This window comes from Chimaeribacter coloradensis (assembly GCF_002858715.1).
GTDB classification, from domain to species: domain Bacteria; phylum Pseudomonadota; class Gammaproteobacteria; order Enterobacterales; family Enterobacteriaceae; genus Chimaeribacter; species Chimaeribacter coloradensis.
This window is the reverse complement of record NZ_PJZH01000026.1, coordinates 35,337-54,035: the sequence shown is the minus strand read 5'-3', so window position 1 is coordinate 54,035 and position 18,699 is coordinate 35,337. Positions and strand designations below refer to the sequence as shown.

Below are 18,699 nucleotides of genomic sequence, written 5' to 3'. Positions count from 1 at the left end.
ACCACCTTCGGCGAGTCCGCCCCGGCTGACCAGCTGTTCACGATGTTCGGCTTCACCGTGGAAAACGTGGTAGAGAAAGCGAAAGCGCTGCTGGGCTAAGCCCGCCGCTGACGCCGGTTCACCGGTGTTCCTGAAAAGCGCCCTGCGGGGCGCTTTTTTTATGCCCGCCGTCAGCCGCCCGTTGTCCACAGCAGCGGCCAGCCATTCTGGCTGTAGCCGTCACAGTGCGGCTCTGAGCGGTACTCTGCCAGCCGGAACTGTTTGCCGTCATAAGCCCAGCGGCTGGACTCCCCGCAGTCACCGATGCCGCGCCCTTTGGCGTAGATCGAAAGCTGGCCGCGCGCCTCATCCATCTCGACGTTGATCAGCTCCGGCTCCATCAGCTGCGAGCCATTCAGTTTAAAGGGGGCCTGCAACGCCAGCTCCTCGGCTTTGAGCGGGGCATGGCGCGTCACCACGGACGCCAGTGAAAAGAGGTTATAGGCCCCCATGTCACAGTTCACCAGGATCAGCGCCTTGTCACTGCTGAGCGGCGTCAGGCTGATGTCACGCTCAGACTGCTCCAGCGTGCAGTCACCGGTATCAATATTGGTGGCGGCAAACTGGGTCAGCGCGGCTATTTCACGCTCGGTCAGCGATGGGGGCGGGGTAAAGGGCGGCAGCACCGGCGCAACCGGGGCCGCCGGTACGGTATCCGCCGTTTTGCTGCCCGGTGTCGCCCAGGCCGTGCGGGTCTCTACCCGCCCCTGTTGCGCATCCATTGCCAGTAGGGCCGCTTTCAGCCCCTTAAGGGAAACCGACTGCCGTGCCGGGGCTTTATCCTGGCCGGAGAGCGTGAGCACCGAGGCGTTACGGATATGGCTGATAAAGTCATCCACCACCAGCCTGTTGTCAGCCTGGGCGAGGTGCTCGCTGAGCTGCCATTCACGCGGGTTCAGGTGCAATGCTTTGCCGTCCAGCAGCAGGCGGGCAGCGATGGGGCGCGGGTCGGTGCCTTCAAACACCTCCGCGTGCTCATTGTCGAGGCGTACCGCGGCCCTGCCCTGCGGCCCCGCCTCCCGGCTGAGGTGCAGCACCAGCCCGTTATGCTCATTGATATTGCGCGCTTCGCAACGGTTCAGGTTGTCACAACTGAGTGTCCAGTCACTGTAATCCTGCTGCAGCGGGTCGGCCGCTGCCGTGCCTTGCCACAACGCCAGCAGCAGTAAAGAAGAGGTCGCTAGTCTTAACATCATTCGTCTCGGCTCCGGAAAAGGTCGCCCCGATAATAGCGTAACCCGTTGAAAAAATGCCTCCCTTTCCGCCGCATTTTACGTACCGTCACGCAAATTATCGCGGTATGCCCGCAACCTGCGGCAGAGAGTGGAACCCATCTCGCAGGCCGGCAATTTCCCGGCCTCAGGCCATTGCCGTTGTGGCCCGCAGCCCGCAAAATGCTGCCGGTAACCCACCGGGCTGATATGCTTTCAGGGACATAAAAACCTTGTGAACCGCGCCCGCCGGGAGAACAACGCGTGGCGAGAGGAAGCCAAAGATGACAAACAGGATGAGGAGTGCCCTGCGGCAAACTGCCACCGGGCTGTTATGCGCTGCAGCGATGCTGATGGCCCCGCCCCTGTCTGCGGAAGAGGGGCCGACGGTCTATACCGGCACCCTGGGCAGCCAGGCGATTGTGGCCGAGCTGGATTTCACCCAGCCGGATGAGGTCAGCGGGCGCTATTTTTACCAGAAATACCACCTTGATCTGCCGCTCAACGGCAGCCTGACCGAGGATGCCCTGCATATGAAAGAGGGGCTGGACAGCCTGGATGCCTCGCCCCACCCCACCATCACCCTGCACCATGCGGAACAGGGGTGGCAGGGGGAGTGGGTCGGTACCCAGGGCAAGGCGTTGCCGCTGCAACTGACGCCCGCCCAACCGGCCGCCGGACCGGGTGATGACCCCTATCTCGCGTCGCTGGCCGGTGACGACCCCTATGAGTACCTGCGTTTGCAGGGGCTGCGGCTGCAGCGCGGCAAGCAGCAGACGGTGATGGGCTACCCGCTTCAGTGGTGGAAGGAGCCGCAGTCCGGCATCAGTTTGTTTGAGATCGTGTCCGGCTACCCGCCGGCGCAGCTGGCCACGCTTAACCAGCAACTGCGCGCCCGCCTCTGGCAGGAGGTGGTGGACTATCACGGCTGCCAGCTGGGGGCCAGCCGCTTTGGTCAGGGTGAGTTTGACCAGACCGTCACGCCGGAATACCTCTCCGCCAATGTCATCAGCATCAGTATTTTCACCAGCTACGACTGTGGCGGCGCGCACCCGGATTTCGGTGACGCCCCGCTTAACCTGAATGCCCGCACCGGGGAGAAGCTGGCGCTGGAGGATGTGCTCTGGGTCGGCCAGGGCCGCCCGTTCCACTTTTTGTCTGAAGATGAGCAGAGTGACGATGATGACAGCGACACCCATAACAGCGTCACTTTTGACGTCTACTCCGCTTACCGGAGCAAGCAGTTCGCCCCCTGGCTGGTGAGCCGGTTCCGCGCCCTTTACCCGGAACAGATGACTGCCCCGGCCGAGGGCGATGAGGAGGGCTGCAACTATAGCGACCCGGAGGTGTGGAATTTCCCGGCCTGGTATTTCACCCCACAGGGCATTCTGTTCAGCCCCTCTTTTGCCCGGGTCGCGCGCGCCTGTGAGGCCGGGCTGAGCTGGCCGGTGCTGCCGTGGGCGGAGATCCTGCCGCACCCGGGCGGTGCCGGGCTGACACTGCCCTGATGCGCGTTGGTTTTGCTCTGATACGGTGTTGATGCAGTTCTATAGCAATGCGGCGCGCGAAGGATCGCACGCCGCATGATCAACAGCTCATCAGGGCGGCCGGCTCCGCGGCGCACCGGAATATGGCCGCCGCGGTTACCTGATGCCGTGCCCCGTCAGCAGCCGATGTCGCGCAGTTTTTTACCGGCCATCAGGTTCTTCTCGATCTTCTCCAGCGTGACGTTTTTGGTCTCCGGGATCAGGAATACCGTAATCACGATGAAGAGCACGTTCAGGCCGGTGTAGAGCCAGAAGGTGGCGGCCGCGCCGATGCTGTTCAGCAGCGTCAGGAACGTCGCGCCGATGATCATGTTGGACACCCAGTTGGTGGTGGTGGAACAGGTAATGCCGAAATCCCGGCTTTTCAGTGGCTGGATCTCCGAGCAGAGGATCCAGACCACCGGGGCAGCGCTCATCGCATACCCGGCGATGCACATCATGGTCATGCCGACGGAGAGATAGGAGATGCCGGTGGAATGACTGCCGTTTTCGATCAGTTGCAGGCAGATGCCCAGCACCAGTGTGCCGGCAGCGATCACCGAGAAACCGATCTTCAGCGCCGGCTTGCGCCCGGCCTTGTCGACCATGCCGATGGCGATAAAGGTCGCCAGCACGAAGGTCAGGCCGACCACCACGGTGGCCATCATCTGCTCATGGGTGCTGGTGAAACCGGCCAGGCTGAAAATTTTGGGGGCGTAATACATGATGATGTTCATGCCGGTGAACTGCTGCATCGCCTGCAATAACATGCCGAGGAATACCGCGCGGCGCACGTTGCGGTTGGTTTTGAACAGGCCCCAGCCGTTCTGTTTCAGTTTCAGGCTTTCGCGGATGTCATTAAGCTCCTGCCGCGCCTTTTCTGAGGTGTCGCGGAGCATGTTCAGCACCTGCTCCGCCTCCACATGCCGCCCTTTGGCCGCCAGCCAGCGCGGGCTGTTGGGCAGGAAAAACACCGCGACCATCAGGATCAGCGCCGGAATGCAGAGCACGCCCAGCATGGCGCGCCAGTTGCCGCTGTAGCTGAAGGCGGTATCAGAGAGGAACGCCACCAGGATGCCCAGGGTGACCATCAGCTGGTACATGGCAATCATTTTGCCGCGGATGTTTTCTGTCGCCATCTCAGAGAGGTAGAGCGGCGCTGTGTAGGAAGCGATACCGACGGCAAACCCCAGCAGTACACGGGAGATCAGCAGCACCTCGATGCTCTGCGCCATTGCTGACCCGGCTGACCCGGCCACAAACAGGATCGCCCCGGCCATCAGGCTGTATTTACGCCCCAGCCGGGAAGAGAGCCAGCCGTTGGCCAGCGCGCCAAAGGCCGCGCCCAGCATCATGGTACTGACGACCCACTCCTGCAGGCGGTTGCTCAGGGCAAAGTGGTCAGTGATAAAAGGCAGCGCCCCAGAGATGACGCCGATATCCAGCCCAAACAGCAGGCCGGCCATCGCCGCCGCAAACGAGACAAACAGATTCATCAGGCGGGTTTTCTTCGCCGCATCGGCGGCACCGGTTTCCGGTTTACCGGGATACTCATGGGTGGCAGACATAGGTTCTCCGTAACAAATCATCGGCACGCGCCGACAGCAGATTTACCGCATACGAGAACGTTACCCTACGAGGTGCACCCCCGGGGGCGTGAGGTCAGGACAGCTGTAAGTATTCACTTATCTGCTGTGCACCCCGGTTTTGTGATAAACCCATCACAAAAATATGACCAGAAACGCCGCAGATATGGAGAATAGCGTTACCGGCGCGGCAGAACGGCACCGGGCATCGGCGCTGCGCGGGAGGGGTAAAAACGGAAAGCATGGAAACGGAAAACACGGAAACGGGGCAGGCGAAGTGTGACGCGGCGACCGGGCAGGCTTACGGGTGAACGGGGCGGGCCGGACTGGTACGGCCTGGAATCACAGGCCGGGGGAACCGGCCTGTAAAGTGGATGCCCTGGGGGGAAAGATCACCCCGGCTTACGCTCAGGCCAGCAGCCCGGCCAGGCGCGCATGTTGCAGCAGCATGATGGTTTTGCCGTCTTTGATGCGGCCGTCGCGGATCATCTCCAGGGCCTCGGGATAAGGGATCTCCAGCACGTCGATGTCCTCATCCTCCACGCCGCCCCCGGCGTGGCTGCGCTGGGCGTCATCATATTCTGCGGCAAAGAAGTGGATAAGCTCCGTGACGCCGCCGGGAGACATATAAGCCTCAAACAGCTTCTGCACCTCGCCGACCACATAGCCGGTCTCTTCCACCGCCTCTTTGCGGATGCAGTCTTCCGGTGAGTCGTCATCCAGCAGCCCGGCACAGGCTTCCAGTAACATGCCGTCCTGATTGTTGTTGACGTACGTCGCCATGCGGAACTGGCGAATCAGCACCACGCTGTTTTTCGCCCGGTTATAGAGCAGGATGGTGGCCCCGTTACCGCGGTCATAGACCTCGCGTTTATGCTGCACCTTACTGCCATCCTTTTTTTCCAGCTCGTAGGTGTAATTACGCAGTACAAACCAGTTATCGGACAATATTTTGTTTTTCAGGATCTTAATTTTCGCTGCCATACCGCTCCCCGGTTTAGCGTCAATGAACGATGTTGTCCTCGCAGGACATGACGCCTCTGATGATAAGGCGCGCGCCGGGGATATGCCAGCCGCACCGCTCCCGGCTGAGCGGGGGCGCACCGGCAACCGGCAGGCGTGAATTAACCCTGCCGCGCGCGGTGTTTTTGATTAAGATGCCTTTATTCTCCCTTTACCTGGCTGAGGCACCGTGACCGTCAAACGCTCACTGACCCACTCACTCGCCCGTGTGCTGTGCGGCATTCTGCTGCTTTCCGGGCTGACCACCGGCATGGCGCTGCTGACCCTGTTCAGCAGCCTGCGTGATGCGGAAACCGTGAACATTGCCGGGGCGCTGCGCATGCAGAGTTACCGGCTGGCCTATGAACTCACCACCCAGGCGCCGCAACTGGAAACGCACCTGCGTGATTACCGCCGGTCGCTGGAGGCCCCGGCGCTGAGCCACCTCAACCGTTTTTACGTCCCGGCGGAGGTGGAGCAGAAGTATCAGGTGCTGCGCACCCACTGGGGCAGGATGGAGGCGGCCATTCAGGCCCGGCAGCCGGCGGTTTACCAGCGCCACCTTGAAAGTTATGTTGCTGAAATTAATGAGTTTGTACTGGCACTGCAACGCAATGCAGAGCGCAAACTGGCGATGGTCGCGGTGATCAGCCTGCTGGGGTTCTCGGCCATCATCATGCTGGTGGTCTTTTCCCTGCGCTTTATCCGCCGTCAGGTGGTGGCACCGCTGAACAAGCTGGTGGACGCCAGCCTGGCGATGCAACAGGGCACCTTCGCGTTTCCGCCGTTGCAGCACCAGTTGCCCAATGAGCTGGGGCTGCTGTCGGCCACCTTCCAGCAGATGTCCGGTGATTTGTCGCGCCTCTACCATTCACTGGAGCATAAGGTGCAGGAGAAAACCGCGCGGCTGACGCAGGCCAACCGCGCACTGGGGGTGCTGTTTGACTGCTCGCAGGCGCTGAGTGTCAGCCAGCTGGACCGGGCCTGCTTCCAGCGGGTGCTGGATATTGTGTGTAACAGTGAGAATTTGCAGTGCCTGCGCCTGACGGTGCTGGAAGGCGGCGGCAGCTGGCAGCTTGAGAGCGGCACGCCGCAGGCGTCGCTGGCCTGGCATACCCTGGCGATCGTGCAGGACAACCGGCCGGTGGGCCAGCTGGACTGGCAGAGCGCGGTGCCGATCCCCCACCCGCAGCTGATGGATAACGTGGCAAACATGCTGGGCCGCGGGGTCTTTTTCAACTATGCCCAGAAACAGCAGATGCAACTGCTGCTGATGGAGGAGCGTGCCACCATCGCCCGTGAGCTGCATGACTCGCTGGCACAGTCGCTCTCTTTCCTGCGTATCCAGCTGACGCTGCTCAAGCGCGCCCTGCCCGACGCCCCGCCCCCGGCGCAGAACATCGTCTCTGCGCTGGATCAGGGCATGGCTGACGCCTACCTGCAACTGCGCGAGCTGCTCAGCACCTTCCGCCTGACCATTCAGGAGGCGTCGCTGGAGGAGGCGCTGCGCCAGATGCTGATCCCGCTACAGGCACAGAGCACGGCAGCGATCCGGCTGGAGTGCGCCCTGCCTTCCCAGTCGCTGAGCGCCCAGCAGCAGGTGCATGCGCTGCAGATTGTGCGTGAGGCGGTGCTGAATGCCATCAAGCACGCCAACGCCACGATGATTGATATAAAATGTCATCCGTATGACGATGAGTTAAATATTATTACCGTTCACGATAATGGGACCGGCATGACCACCACGGAGGAGCCGGAAGGCCACTACGGCCTCACCATTATGCGGGAACGCGCCGTGAAACTGGGCGGAAACCTGGCCATCCAGCAGGCGGCGGAACGCGGCACCGAGGTGCGGTTGCTGTTTCCGCAGCGTTAATGATGCCGGCATTCTTTGCGTAAAGTGGGTGAAACCGGTGATTTCCCCCTATTGTTGATGATGGCGGGCAGCTTTTGCCCCCTCTCACCAGCAGTCAAGGCAGAGTTTGCGCCGGCATTCTGAAGAGATAAACGGCGTTACGCATGGAGAAAGGCTTTTATGGTGAATCAAACGCATACCGTCATGATCGTGGACGATCACCCGCTGATGCGGCGCGGTATCAAACAACTTCTGGAGCTGGACCCGGCTTTCAGCGTGGTCGCGGAGGCCAGCAGCGGCAGCGAGGCGCTGGCGCTGGCCGCGCGCACCGCGCCGGATGTGATCCTGCTGGATTTAAACATGCGCGGGCTTTCCGGGCTGGATACCCTGAAAGCGCTGCGCAGCGACGGCGTCACCGCGCGCATTGTGGTGCTGACGGTCTCTGACGCGCGCAGCGACGTCTATGCGCTGATTGATGCCGGCGCGGACGGTTACCTGCTCAAAGACAGCGAGCCGGAGGCACTGCTCAGCGCAATCCATGAGGCGGCCGGCGGCAGCGCCGTGTTCAGTGAAGGGGTGGCGGAGTACCTGGCGTCGCGCGGCGAGCAGGCTGACCCGTTCGCCGCCCTGACGGAGCGTGAGCGGGATGTGTTGCAGGAGGTGGCGCGCGGCATGTCCAATAAACAGGTGGCGGCCCAGCTGGCGATTTCCGAAGAGACCGTCAAAGTGCATATCCGCAATCTGCTGCGCAAACTGGATGTGCGCTCACGCGTGGCGGCCACGGTGCTTTACCTGGAGCATAAAAAGCAGTAGCCCGGCCGTTACTCAATGGCCGCCAGCAGCTGGTCATGGTGGCGGGCGATCCAGTCGCTGTCGAACGGGCCCCAGTCCGCCAGCTGGTAGTAGCCGTCATTATTCCGTACCCCTTGCTGGATGAACCTCAGGTCCACCCCCATGCCCGGCAAGGCTTTCAGCACATCCTGCAATGTCCGGCGCGGCCAGCCGGTCAGCGCCATCAGACGCGGCACATTCAGGCGCTCATGGTGGCTGATCAGCCAGCAGAGATAGAGGCGGCGGGCAAAAACAGAATTGAGCGGCATGTCGGACTCCTGTTGAACCATAAACATTGATTATGACACCTCCCTGTTATCTCTGCCGTTAACCGGCTCTCAGGCGTGCAGGGCAAAGGAAAGCATGGCCGGCGCGCAGCGGTCTGGCGCGCGCTGTAACGAAACATCTGAGCTTTTTTTACATTATCTTCTTATTTTCTCCACGATTTTGCCACCGGCGGCGCGTAAAGTGCAAAAGGGGCCGGGCAACGCTTCGCCCCCTGCCCCATCCGGCCCTCTCTTCCTTGGGCTGGGCGGCGCGGCGTCCCCAGCCTGTGTACTCATGAGGTTTTCAGCAGATGGCCAATTTCTTCATTGATCGCCCGATTTTTGCCTGGGTTTTGGCGATCATCCTCTCCCTCACCGGACTGCTGGCGATCTTTTCGCTGCCTGTGGAACAGTACCCCAATCTGGCCCCGCCCAATGTGCGCATCACTGCCACCTATCCCGGGGCCTCGGCGCAGACGCTGGAGAACACCGTCACCCAGGTGATCGAGCAGAGCATGACCGGGCTGGATAACCTGATGTATATGACCTCCGACAGCAGCAACACCGGCCAGGCGCGGGTGACGCTCTCTTTCGAGGCGGGGACGAACCCGAACGAGGCGATGCAGCAGGTGCAGAACCAGTTGCAGTCTGCCCTGCGGCGCTTGCCGCAGGATGTGCAGCAGCAGGGGGTCTCGGTGTCGAAAACCGGGGACACCAACCTGATGATGGTGGCGTTTGTCTCCACGGACGGCAGCATGGACAAGCAGGACATCGCCGATTATGTCGCCACCAACCTCCAGGACCCGCTGAGCCGGGTCAATGGCGTCGGCAGTATTGATGCCTACGGGTCGCAATATGCGATGCGCATCTGGCTCGACCCCAACAAACTGAACGATTACCAGCTCACCACCAGCGATGTGGTGGATGCCATCACCGCGCAGAACAGCCAAGTGGCGGTAGGCCAGCTCGGCGGGATGCCGTCGGTGGAGGCGCAGGCGCTAAACGCCACCATCAATGCGCAGTCGCAATTGCAGACGCCGGAGCAGTTCCGCGACATCACGCTGCGGGTCAACGCGGACGGCTCCGTGGTGCGGCTCGGCGACGTGGCGCAGGTGGAGCTGGGCGCGGAGAAGTATGATTTCCTCAGCCGCTACAACGGCATGTCTGCTTCGGGCATGGGCGTCAAGCTGGCGTCCGGTGCCAATGAGCTGGAAACGGACAAGCTGGTGCGTGCGCGGCTGGAGGAGCTTTCCCACTACTTCCCGCACGGGCTGGAGGCGAAAGTTGCTTATGAGACCACGCCGTTTGTGAAGGCCTCGATTGAGGATGTGGTGAAAACGCTGTTCGAAGCGGTGCTGCTGGTGTTTCTGGTGATGTACCTGTTTTTGCAGAATTTCCGCGCAACCCTGATCCCGACCATCGCCGTGCCGGTGGTGCTGCTCGGCACCTTTACCGTGCTCTCCCTGTGCGGCTTCAGCATCAATACCCTGACCATGTTTGCCATGGTGCTGGCGATCGGCCTGCTGGTGGATGACGCCATTGTGGTGGTGGAAAACGTGGAGCGGGTGATGAGCGAAGAGGGGCTGGACCCGCGCGCCGCTACCCGTAAATCGATGGGCCAGATTCAGGGCGCGCTGGTCGGGATTGCGCTGGTGCTGTCGGCGGTGTTTGTGCCGATGGCCTTTTTCGGCGGCACCACCGGGGCTATCTACCGCCAGTTCTCGCTGACCATTGTGTCGTCGATGGTGCTGTCGGTGCTGGTGGCGCTGATCCTCACCCCGGCGCTGTGCGCCACCCTGCTCAAACCGGTGACCGCAGGCCACCACCACGCGAAACGCGGCTTCTTCGGCTGGTTCAACCGTGCGTTTGACCGCAGCAGCCGGCGCTATGAGCGCGGGGTCGGCAGGGTGTTGCAGCGCAGCCTGCGCTTTATGCTGATCTATCTGCTGCTGATTGGCGGGCTGGCCTGGCTGTTTATCAAACTGCCCACCTCGTTCCTGCCGGTGGAGGATCGCGGGGTGTTCACGGTGCAGGTGCAATTGCCGGTGGGCGCGACCCAACAGCAGACGCTGAAAGTGGTGGAGAAGGTGGAGCGCTATTTCCTGACGCAGGAAAAAGCGGATGTGCTCTCCGTCTTCGCTACCGTCGGTGCCGGGCCGGGCGGCAACGGGCAGAACGTGGCGCGGCTGTTTGTGCGGCTGGTGGACTGGGATGCCCGCAGCGCCAACGGCTCAGCCGGGGAAATCATCGACCGCGCGACCGACGCCTTCCGGAAGATTAACGAGGCGCGGGTGATCGCCAGCAGCCCGCCCGCCATCAGCGGGCTGGGGAACTCCGCCGGGTTTGATATGGAGTTGCAGGACCACGCCGGGATGGGCCACACCGCCTTGATGAAAGCGCGCGACCAATTGCTGGAGCTGGCCGGCAAGCAGCCCGATCTGGCGCGGGTGCGGCATAACGGGCTGGACGACAGCCCGCAGTTGCAGATTGATATCGATCAGCACAAAGCGCAGGCGCTGGGCGTGTCGGTGGAGGATATTAACAGCACGCTGAAAACCGCCTGGGGTTCTACCTATGTGAATGATTTTGTTGACCGTGGTCGGGTGAAAAAAGTCTATGTGCAGTCGGCAGCCCGCTACCGGATGCTGCCGGAAGATATTTACCGCTGGTATGTGCGCAATAATGCGGGCGGCATGGTGCCCTTCTCCGCCTTTGCCACCACGCACTGGACCTATGGCTCGCCGCGGCTGGAGCGCTATAACGGCTATGCGGCGCTGGAGATTGTGGGGGAAGCGGCCGCGGGCGTCAGTACCGGCACGGCCATGGAGACCATGGAACGGCTGGTGCGCCAGCTGCCCAACGGTTTTGGCCTGGAGTGGACCGGCATGTCTTACCAGGAGCGGCTTTCCGGGTCACAGGCACCGGCGCTGTACGCCATTTCGCTGCTGGTGGTGTTCCTCTGCCTGGCGGCCCTGTATGAGAGCTGGTCTATCCCGTTCTCGGTGATGCTGGTGGTGCCGCTGGGGGTGATTGGCGCGGTCGCCGCGACCTGGCTGCGCGGGCTGGAAAATGATGTCTACTTCCAGGTGGGGCTGCTGACGATTATCGGTTTGTCGGCCAAGAATGCGATCCTGATCGTAGAGTTCGCCAACGAGCTGCACCAGCGCGGCCGTGACCTGACCGAGGCGACGCTGGAGGCATCCCGGATGCGGCTGCGCCCGATTCTGATGACCTCGCTGGCCTTTATTTTCGGCGTGTTGCCGATGGCGATAAGCCACGGTGCCGGTTCCGGCAGCCAGCACGCGGTGGGCACCGGCGTAATGGGCGGCATGATCACCGCGACCCTGCTGGCAATTTTCTTTGTGCCGCTGTTCTTTGTACTGGTGCGCCGCCGCTTCCCCGGCCGCAAAGCACACCCTGTTCCGCAGGATGCCGGGAACCGCTGACGGGGGCGGCCCGCCGGGCCGCGCTTTCCTGCAGCGACCATTAAAAAGGGGCCGTCTGTAACAGAGGGCCCCTTTTCAGATGTTATAAACAAGAGAGTGCTGTGCGTAATATCTTTTTAAAAAGTATCCTGGAGGGGAATTAAATTAAAACAGATGTAACGGCAGTCTTGTTATTAACCTCACCTACGCATTACTTACGTAACATCTCTTCGATGAAGTCTTTCCAGGTACTTACTTCTTGATCAACCATAACTACCTCACTGATGAATTGACGCAAGTGTACGCCACTTTTTTCACTTTAGGAATAGTCTTAAAGCACTATTTTTTATCCAGCCTATCTATCAGTGCAATTGCTTTTTCATCAACGTATTGAGCAGCACCTTTACCTATATCGGCCAGTTTCATTGTGTGATTAATTTATTTAAGTTGTGCATCTTACGGTATTAAGTACCAGAAGTGTTTACGTCGATTTTCTGGAACACGGCTTCTGGGCAACCGGGTTACCTCCCGTCACCAGCGGCTCTCCGGCTCTGCGGCGATGAGTAACTCTACCGGTTTCTGCCGTCAGGCTTTTGCCCTTTTCGCTATTTTTACATTCTGTCTATGATTTTATTGGTTATTGCCGTAAATAACGGGGCGACTGCTCTGTCACGGCGTAAAACCTGAAACAATTACGTAACAAAAAACCGGCAGCAGATAAGAAAACCGGCAGTAATAATAACCACAGAAATTATTATTACGTTATCTCGGCTATTTACTGACAGTGCGCGTGTTATTTAATAACAGATAATAATTTCTCACGATCATAATATTATTTTTATCGTTCTGTGACGCGCGGCCTTTTTTTCAGCCTGTGTAATTCCGTTGCATGGGTATGCCCTGCTACGCCATTTCAGGCATGACCTTTTCCCTGCCGCCGGCACGTAAAATGTTTTACTCTCCCTTTACCTGACGCGCTGACCTGATCGTCGCGTGCCTATACGGTTGATGACCGATAACCTGGAGCAGAAAACGATGGCAACACTGGACATTGTGACCGATGAAACCCGCTACCCGGTGGACTGGGCTGCGCTGGCGCGGCTGATTGAGCGTGGCGGTTTGAATGCGCGCGATGTTGATCAACTGCGGCAATCTTACCGTAACAGCGCCTTCTGCTACTGGGGCTACCTGGAGGGAAAACTGGTGGCGACCGCCCACGCTATCAGCGACTTTACCTACGCCTCCTACCTTTCCGATGTGGTGGTCGACCCCGACCTGCAAGGGCGCGGGTTGGGTGACCAGCTGATGCGCCGCATCTGCGAAGACTTACGCCCCTACGGCAAGCTGTTTATCTATGCGGTGCCGGATAAGATCGATTTCTATCGCCGTTATGATTTCCACCTGCTGCATACCGGTATGGTGACCGCCACCCCTGACCGGCTTCAGGCGATGCAGCAAAAAGGGTATATCGATTGACCCGCCCGGCCGGGGTGGCTGGATCGCCCCGCGCTTTTCCCGCATTATGGGGGGATGCCGGAACACGCCACGCGCCCGGCGTACCGTTCCTTTTTTGATCACGTGTTTATAGGTATTTTTTCATGGCAGAGTCCCCCACCGCCCCTGGCCTCACCCTTTATGGCATCAAAAATTGCGATACCGTTAAAAAAGCCCGCCGCTGGCTGGATGAGCAGCAGGTTGCCTACCGTTTTCATGATTATCGGGTTGATGGCCTGACGGCGGAGATGCTGGAGACCTTTATCGCCCAGCAAGGCTATGAGGCGCTGCTGAATACCCGCGGCACCACCTGGCGCAAGCTGAGTGAGGAGGCGCGTGGTGCCGTCACGGACGCCGCTTCCGCCCTGCAACTGATGCTGGCGCAACCGGCCATTATCAAGCGCCCATTGCTCACCGGCCCCGGCAACACCTCGCTGCTCGGTTTTGATGCCGGACGTTATCAGCACTTTATTTCACAGGGGAACTGAGATGACCTGTCCGGTAATTGATTTAGCGCAGCAACTGATTAAGCGCCCCTCCCTCAGCCCGGATGATGCCGGTTGTCAGGCGATCATGATCGCCCGCCTGAAAGCGCTGGGGTTTACCATCGAACCGATGAATTTCGGCGATACCCAGAACTTCTGGGCCTGGCGCGGGGAAGGAAAAACCCTGGCCTTTGCCGGCCATACCGACGTGGTGCCGGTGGGCGATGAGTCGCGCTGGATCAACCCGCCGTTTGAACCGGCGATCCGCGACGGGATGCTGTTTGGCCGGGGTGCCGCAGACATGAAAGGGTCGCTGGCGGCGATGGTGGTGGCGGCGGAGCGCTTTGTGGCCGCCAACCCGCACCACCGCGGGCGGCTGGCGTTTCTGATCACCTCTGACGAAGAGGCCAACGCCACCTACGGCACGGTCAAAGTGGTGGAAGCGCTGATGGCGCGCCAGGAGCGGCTGGACTACTGCCTGGTGGGCGAGCCTTCCAGTACCGAGCGCGTGGGTGACGTGGTAAAAAATGGCCGCCGTGGCTCGATGACGGCGAATCTGCATATTCATGGCGTGCAGGGGCATGTCGCCTACCCGCACCTGGCGGACAACCCGGTTCACCGGGCGTTGCCGGCACTGGCCGAACTGGCAGCCACGGAGTGGGATCAGGGCAATGATTTCTTCCCGCCGACCAGTATGCAGATTGCCAATGTGCAGGCGGGCACCGGCAGCAACAACGTGATCCCCGGTGAGTTCTTTGTGCAGTTCAATTTCCGCTTCAGCACGGAACTCACCGATGAACTGATCAAACAGCGGGTACAGGCGCTGCTGGAAAAACACCAGTTGCGCTACACCATTGAGTGGAAAATCTCCGGCCAGCCGTTCCTGACCGCACGCGGCGAACTGGTGGACGCGGTGGTCAAGGCCGTCAGGCACTACAGTGAGATCTCCCCGACGCTGGAAACCACCGGCGGCACCTCAGATGGGCGCTTTATTGCCCAGATGGGCGCACAGGTAGTGGAACTTGGCCCGGTCAATGCCACCATTCATAAAATCAATGAGTGCGTCAGCGCGGCAGACCTGCAATTGCTGAGCAGAATGTACCAGCGGATTATGGATCAGTTAATCGCATGATCACCGATGAGATGCTGACCGGCCGGAGCGATGCTCATCTGGTGCCGCTCTGCGGCCCGCACCGCCTTCAGCCGGAGGCGGCACAGGCTTTTGTAAGATTGCAACAGGCCGCGCGGGCCGCCGGGTTTGACCTGCAACCGGCCAGCACATTTCGTGACTTCGATCGGCAACGCGCCATCTGGAATGGCAAATTCCGCGGCGAGCGGCCACTATTGGATCATGCCTGTCAGCCGCTGGATGCCGCTGCGCTCACCGTGGCGCAGCGCTGCGAAGCAATTTTACGCTGGTCAGCCCTGCCCGGCACCAGCCGCCACCACTGGGGCACCGATCTGGACGTCTACGATCCCTCGCTGCTGCCGGCGGGGCAAAAACTGCAACTGGAGCCGTGGGAGTACCAACCAGGGGGCTATTTCGCCCCGCTAACCGCATGGCTGACGGAGCATATGGCCGCCTTTGGTTTCTACCGGCCCTTTGCGGAAGATCGCGGCGGGGTCGCCATTGAACCCTGGCACCTGAGTTACCGCCCGGCGGCACGCACGCTGGAAAGGTTACTGACGCCGGAAAAGATCATATCATCGTGGCAGGGGCAGGATGTGGCAGGCGCGGAGTGGCTGTCTGCCCATATCGATACGCTGTTTACGCGTTACGTAAGCATTAATCACGGAGGGTAACCATGCACTGGATAGCCGACTACTGGTGGATTTTTTTAGTGATTCTGGTGGGTATTATCCTGAATGGCATCAAAGAGTTACGCCGACTGGATCATAAACGCTTTTTAAACAACAAACCGGAATTGCCGCCCCACCGCGATAACAACGCGCAATGGGATGACGAAGAAGACTGGCCGAAGAAGAAGTAACGGCCGGTAAACACCCCGCGGGCAGCCCAGGCTGCCCGTTTTTTATGGCCGTTTTTCAGGGTGCGGTTTCACCCCCGCAGCCCCCGCCGGGCGGAGTCCATGAGGGCGCGGGTTAATAACGCTTTTGCTACAGACAAAAAATTGGCCCCGCAGAGGGGCCAATGTTATTCAACCAGGGATGCGCCGCAGCACATGCCCCTTACCAGCGGTATTTCACACCGAGGTTGGCTGCCCAGGGCTGGTCAACATCGCTGCCGCCCAGGTAGTTAGCATCCGCATAGATGCTGAAGTTTTTGCTCATTTCGAATTGTCCGCCAAGCCCTACGCGCACCGCTGAGCCATCTAAGCCGTTGTCGATGCGGTCGCCGTTGATGTTCGCGTCGTTGCTGCCGTCTTCGTATACATAGGCCAGTGAGGCATAAGGGGTAAAGGCCTGGCCGCCCGCGTATTCAAAGGTATACCCGATATCCGCACCCAGCTCATAACGCATGCTGTCATACGCCTGATCGCGGATGTTCATGCCGTTATTCAGGGTGTAATCATCATCACCCACAAACACACCGCTGATGCTGGCATACGGGGTCAGGTAGGCTTTCGGCTGGAAGGCCCAGTCGTAGCCCAGTTTCAGGCCAAAGCCCCAGGCATCGGTGGTGTTGTCACCGGAAGCACGCTGGCCGTTGCTCATGGTGCTGTCGAGATCGTTGCTGAAGTGGCTGTAGCTCAGGGAGCTGTCGATGAACACGCCGTTATTGAACATCAGGCTGCTGTAAAGACGGGCTGACTGGCTGTCAGAGTCCGCATCGGCATTGGACATGCTGAGGCTGGATTTCGCAAAGCTGGCAGACATCCCGACCAGCCATTCGCGTTCGCCACCGCCTTCGATCACTTTATCCAGGCCGACCATCACGCCGTTAACATCCTGGTCGTAATTTACAACGTCATTGCCCGCATCCAGGTTGCCGCCGAAGTAGTTAACCCACACCCCGCCCTTATCCTGATTGGCGGTGTGGCGGACGTTGTCCATGCGGTTTGCCAGCGTGTCTTGCTCGATGTGCCAGGTGTTGGCGTTGGAGGAAGGCAGGCTCAGGGCCGCATTCGCGGTTGAGGTCAGCCCTTTCTGGTCCAGCACCACGACGTCGCCGCGCTGTTCAGCCTGGTAACGGTAGGCACCCAGATCTGCCTCATTGGCATCGGTAAAGGTCGCATTGCCGCCATAGGTGCGGATCAGCTCTTTGTCTTTGTAGTCGGCAACGCTGCCGGCACCGGTGGCGTTATCAATCCGTACCTGGTAATTGCCGTTGGCCGTGCCGTTTACACTCAGGTGGCCGTCTGAATTGATGCCAATCACGCCGGCGTCGTACACATAATCGGCGGCGGTTTTGTCGCGGCCGTTATTCAGGTCAGCATTCAGCACAAATTCACGGCTGCCGACATCAAAGGCACCGTTATTGGTCAGCACCAGGTTCTGGGTCTCAACCTGACCGCGGCCCAGATCCAATTCAGCACCGTTGTCCACGGTCAGGGTGTTGGCGTAGAGGTAGGCGCTCTCTTCCACCAGTGACGCGCGGCTGCCTGAGTCCAGACGCAGATCGTCTGTGGCCACCTCACCGTGCGCGGCGATGTTCAGCAGGGAGCCGTTGGTCAGGGTGATGGTGTCCGCCAGGACAGAGGCCTCCTGCACAGTCACTTGCGAACGGTTGTTAACGCTGAGGTTATCCAGGTTGGAGGCTTTGGCCGCATCCCACTCGGAGCCGTTGTTCAGGGCAATATCAAACAGGCCGCTCTGATAGACGGCGTCACCGGTCAGGTGGCCGTAAGCTGAGTTGTACACCGAATCCGGCCAGCGGCTGTTGGTGTTGTGGTCATACAGGGCGGTGTCCACTTCTACACTGGAGAAGGCGGCACCGACCCATTTACTGCCGTTATCCAGCGTCAGGTGCAGCTCATCGGTGTTGTCCCAGCCGTCGGTGTCCAGCACGCCATCGCCGTTACTGTCGTGGCCGTCGATGTAATAGCCGTCATCGAAATGGCTGACGAAGGAGACGTCACCCACCATGGTCGAGTTGTTCAGCACCACGTTGGTTTTCATGGCGTTATCGGCGTCGGCGCTGGCGGTAACGGAGAGCGCCACATCGTCTGCCGCCGTGCTGTTGGCCGTATTGTAATCGCTGGGTTTGTCAGACTGGCCGTAGAAACCGTGATTATCCAGTTCGCTGTACGCGCCGGAGGTCAGCACCGAGTCATTGATCTGGACATTGTTATCGAAGGTTTCGCCGCTGTTACCGTTGGCATCAACCCACTCATAGCCCTGAGACAGGGCGATACCTGCCACATGCGAATTATTCTGAAGCGTAATATTGCTTTCCTGATCCAGGGTGATCGCTGTGCCCAGCGCATAGGTATCAACCTGATCAAAATCACGTACGTTATCTACGCCGGTCACATCATAAATATAGTGTTCGTAGGTGTCATTAATTGTGGTGTTATCCACAATCAGGTTCAGCGGATCAAGGTAATTCACCCGCGGCTCGGTGGTGCTGCAATCCCCCGTCATACAGGCGGAGGTAATCATGCCGTTTACCGTGGTATTGGAGAGCGTCAGGGTATTATTGGTGGTGGAGCCGTTATCCAGATAATAGGTGGAGATCACCCCATTGACGACGGCATTATTGATCGCCGGGTAGATATCACTGCCGGCGTAACCGGCTGCGCTGTTATCCCAGTCGGTGTAGCCCTGATAATGAACATGGCCTCCAATATCAACGCCATGCGTGAACGTGTTGAAGGTAGTGCCGGAAATATCCTGCGCCAGGGCGGCAGAGGAGGTTAACGCGAGCGTGCAGGCAAGCGTGATTTTTGATAAGGAGAACTTCTTATGGCGGACAGGCATTTGATAATCCCTCAATGCATGAATTTACACAGCTATTTATCAGCTTTTACGCTGATAAATAGAGACGTCCATTAATAAAATAATATGACGAACAGAGT

Annotated in this window: 16 protein-coding genes; 10 read left to right on the top strand and 6 right to left on the bottom strand. The window is 59.6% G+C overall.

The window, feature by feature from the left end; genetic code table 11:
• A partial coding sequence (locus tag CYR32_RS22110; RefSeq protein WP_420912846.1) for a hypothetical protein occupies positions 1-99 on the top strand: 99 nt, incomplete at its 5' end.
• A 71-nt stretch (positions 100-170) separates the two neighbouring features.
• On the opposite strand, the gene CYR32_RS17740 is transcribed toward CYR32_RS22110, so the two are convergent.
• A complete protein-coding gene (locus CYR32_RS17740; RefSeq protein WP_241523860.1) occupies positions 171-1,235 on the bottom strand; it encodes a DUF1176 domain-containing protein in 1,065 nt (354 codons plus the stop codon).
• Between the two features lie 299 nt (positions 1,236-1,534).
• Between CYR32_RS17740 and CYR32_RS17735 the strand changes: the two genes are divergently transcribed.
• A complete protein-coding gene (locus CYR32_RS17735) occupies positions 1,535-2,758 on the top strand; it encodes a hypothetical protein (RefSeq protein WP_241523859.1) in 1,224 nt (407 codons plus the stop codon).
• 155 nt (positions 2,759-2,913) lie between these two features.
• Here CYR32_RS17735 and CYR32_RS17730 read toward each other — a convergent pair whose 3' ends face one another.
• Together CYR32_RS17730 and nudK are read right to left on the bottom strand one after the other, a co-directional pair.
• A complete protein-coding gene (locus CYR32_RS17730) occupies positions 2,914-4,344 on the bottom strand; it encodes a sugar porter family MFS transporter (protein WP_101826483.1) in 1,431 nt (476 codons plus the stop codon).
• A 426-nt stretch (positions 4,345-4,770) separates the two neighbouring features.
• Entirely contained in the window at positions 4,771-5,346 is a 576-nt protein-coding gene (gene nudK / locus CYR32_RS17725; protein ID WP_101826482.1) for a GDP-mannose pyrophosphatase NudK, read from the bottom strand.
• 208 nt (positions 5,347-5,554) lie between these two features.
• Here nudK and narQ point away from each other — a divergent pair, with 208 nt between their 5' ends.
• Positions 5,555-7,240 carry a nitrate/nitrite two-component system sensor histidine kinase NarQ gene (gene narQ, locus CYR32_RS17715; RefSeq protein ID WP_101826480.1) on the top strand — a complete coding sequence of 562 codons (1,686 nt, stop codon included), beginning with the start codon at positions 5,555-5,557 and terminating at the stop codon, positions 7,238-7,240.
• 159 nt (positions 7,241-7,399) lie between these two features.
• Positions 7,400-8,032 carry a nitrate/nitrite response regulator protein NarP gene (gene narP / locus CYR32_RS17710; protein WP_101826479.1) on the top strand — a complete coding sequence of 211 codons (633 nt, stop codon included), beginning with the start codon at positions 7,400-7,402 and terminating at the stop codon, positions 8,030-8,032.
• An 8-nt stretch (positions 8,033-8,040) separates the two neighbouring features.
• Here narP and CYR32_RS17705 read toward each other — a convergent pair whose 3' ends face one another.
• The gene (locus CYR32_RS17705) at positions 8,041-8,319 is read right to left on the bottom strand and encodes a winged helix-turn-helix domain-containing protein (protein ID WP_101826478.1); all 279 of its coding nucleotides are present in this window, start codon (positions 8,317-8,319) and stop codon (positions 8,041-8,043) included.
• A 308-nt stretch (positions 8,320-8,627) separates the two neighbouring features.
• Between CYR32_RS17705 and acrD the strand changes: the two genes are divergently transcribed.
• Positions 8,628-11,762 carry a multidrug efflux RND transporter permease AcrD gene (gene acrD, locus CYR32_RS17700; RefSeq protein WP_101826477.1) on the top strand — a complete coding sequence of 1,045 codons (3,135 nt, stop codon included), beginning with the start codon at positions 8,628-8,630 and terminating at the stop codon, positions 11,760-11,762.
• A 190-nt stretch (positions 11,763-11,952) separates the two neighbouring features.
• On the opposite strand, the gene ypfM is transcribed toward acrD, so the two are convergent.
• On the bottom strand, positions 11,953-12,012 hold the full coding sequence (ypfM, locus tag CYR32_RS22105; protein WP_146000721.1) for a protein YpfM: 60 nt from the start codon (positions 12,010-12,012) through the stop codon (positions 11,953-11,955).
• A 773-nt stretch (positions 12,013-12,785) separates the two neighbouring features.
• Here ypfM and CYR32_RS17695 point away from each other — a divergent pair.
• The 5 genes from CYR32_RS17695 to CYR32_RS17675 all read left to right on the top strand — a co-directional run bounded on the left by CYR32_RS17695 (position 12,786) and on the right by CYR32_RS17675 (position 15,711).
• A complete protein-coding gene (locus tag CYR32_RS17695) occupies positions 12,786-13,217 on the top strand; it encodes a GNAT family N-acetyltransferase (protein WP_101826488.1) in 432 nt (143 codons plus the stop codon).
• 122 nt (positions 13,218-13,339) lie between these two features.
• On the top strand, positions 13,340-13,723 hold the full coding sequence (locus CYR32_RS17690) for an ArsC family reductase (protein ID WP_101826476.1): 384 nt from the start codon (positions 13,340-13,342) through the stop codon (positions 13,721-13,723).
• A 1-nt stretch (position 13,724) separates the two neighbouring features.
• Positions 13,725-14,852 carry a succinyl-diaminopimelate desuccinylase gene (gene dapE, locus CYR32_RS17685; RefSeq protein ID WP_101826475.1) on the top strand — a complete coding sequence of 376 codons (1,128 nt, stop codon included), beginning with the start codon at positions 13,725-13,727 and terminating at the stop codon, positions 14,850-14,852.
• Positions 14,849-15,523, top strand: coding sequence for a M15 family metallopeptidase (locus tag CYR32_RS17680; RefSeq protein ID WP_101826474.1), 675 nt, complete (start codon positions 14,849-14,851; stop codon positions 15,521-15,523). Before dapE ends, CYR32_RS17680 begins: the two co-directional genes overlap by 4 nt.
• A 2-nt stretch (positions 15,524-15,525) precedes the next feature.
• Positions 15,526-15,711 (top strand): YpfN family protein, encoded by a 186-nt coding sequence (locus CYR32_RS17675; protein WP_101826473.1) that lies wholly within the window; start codon positions 15,526-15,528, stop codon positions 15,709-15,711.
• Positions 15,712-15,910: 199 nt separating this feature from the next.
• Here the strand turns inward: CYR32_RS17675 and CYR32_RS17670 are convergent, their stop codons facing one another.
• Positions 15,911-18,601: an autotransporter outer membrane beta-barrel domain-containing protein gene (locus CYR32_RS17670; protein ID WP_101826472.1), complete on the bottom strand. Its 2,691-nt coding sequence runs from the start codon at positions 18,599-18,601 to the stop codon at positions 15,911-15,913.
• Positions 18,602-18,699 lie beyond the last annotated feature (98 nt).

What these genes read in the sequence shown, in the direction of transcription:
- CYR32_RS17740 (WP_241523860.1), bottom strand. Translation starts at nt 1,235, where the DNA reads ATGATGTTAAGACTAGCGACCTCTTCTTTACTGCTGCTGGCGTTGTGG.
- CYR32_RS17735 (WP_241523859.1), top strand. Translation starts at nt 1,535, where the DNA reads ATGACAAACAGGATGAGGAGTGCCCTGCGGCAAACTGCCACCGGGCTG.
- CYR32_RS17730 (WP_101826483.1), bottom strand. Translation starts at nt 4,344, where the DNA reads ATGTCTGCCACCCATGAGTATCCCGGTAAACCGGAAACCGGTGCCGCC.
- nudK (WP_101826482.1), bottom strand. Translation starts at nt 5,346, where the DNA reads ATGGCAGCGAAAATTAAGATCCTGAAAAACAAAATATTGTCCGATAAC.
- narP (WP_101826479.1), top strand. Translation starts at nt 7,400, where the DNA reads ATGGTGAATCAAACGCATACCGTCATGATCGTGGACGATCACCCGCTG.
- CYR32_RS17705 (WP_101826478.1), bottom strand. Translation starts at nt 8,319, where the DNA reads ATGCCGCTCAATTCTGTTTTTGCCCGCCGCCTCTATCTCTGCTGGCTG.
- acrD (WP_101826477.1), top strand. Translation starts at nt 8,628, where the DNA reads ATGGCCAATTTCTTCATTGATCGCCCGATTTTTGCCTGGGTTTTGGCG.
- CYR32_RS17690 (WP_101826476.1), top strand. Translation starts at nt 13,340, where the DNA reads ATGGCAGAGTCCCCCACCGCCCCTGGCCTCACCCTTTATGGCATCAAA.
- dapE (WP_101826475.1), top strand. Translation starts at nt 13,725, where the DNA reads ATGACCTGTCCGGTAATTGATTTAGCGCAGCAACTGATTAAGCGCCCC.
- CYR32_RS17680 (WP_101826474.1), top strand. Translation starts at nt 14,849, where the DNA reads ATGATCACCGATGAGATGCTGACCGGCCGGAGCGATGCTCATCTGGTG.
- CYR32_RS17675 (WP_101826473.1), top strand. Translation starts at nt 15,526, where the DNA reads ATGCACTGGATAGCCGACTACTGGTGGATTTTTTTAGTGATTCTGGTG.
- CYR32_RS17670 (WP_101826472.1), bottom strand. Translation starts at nt 18,601, where the DNA reads ATGCCTGTCCGCCATAAGAAGTTCTCCTTATCAAAAATCACGCTTGCC.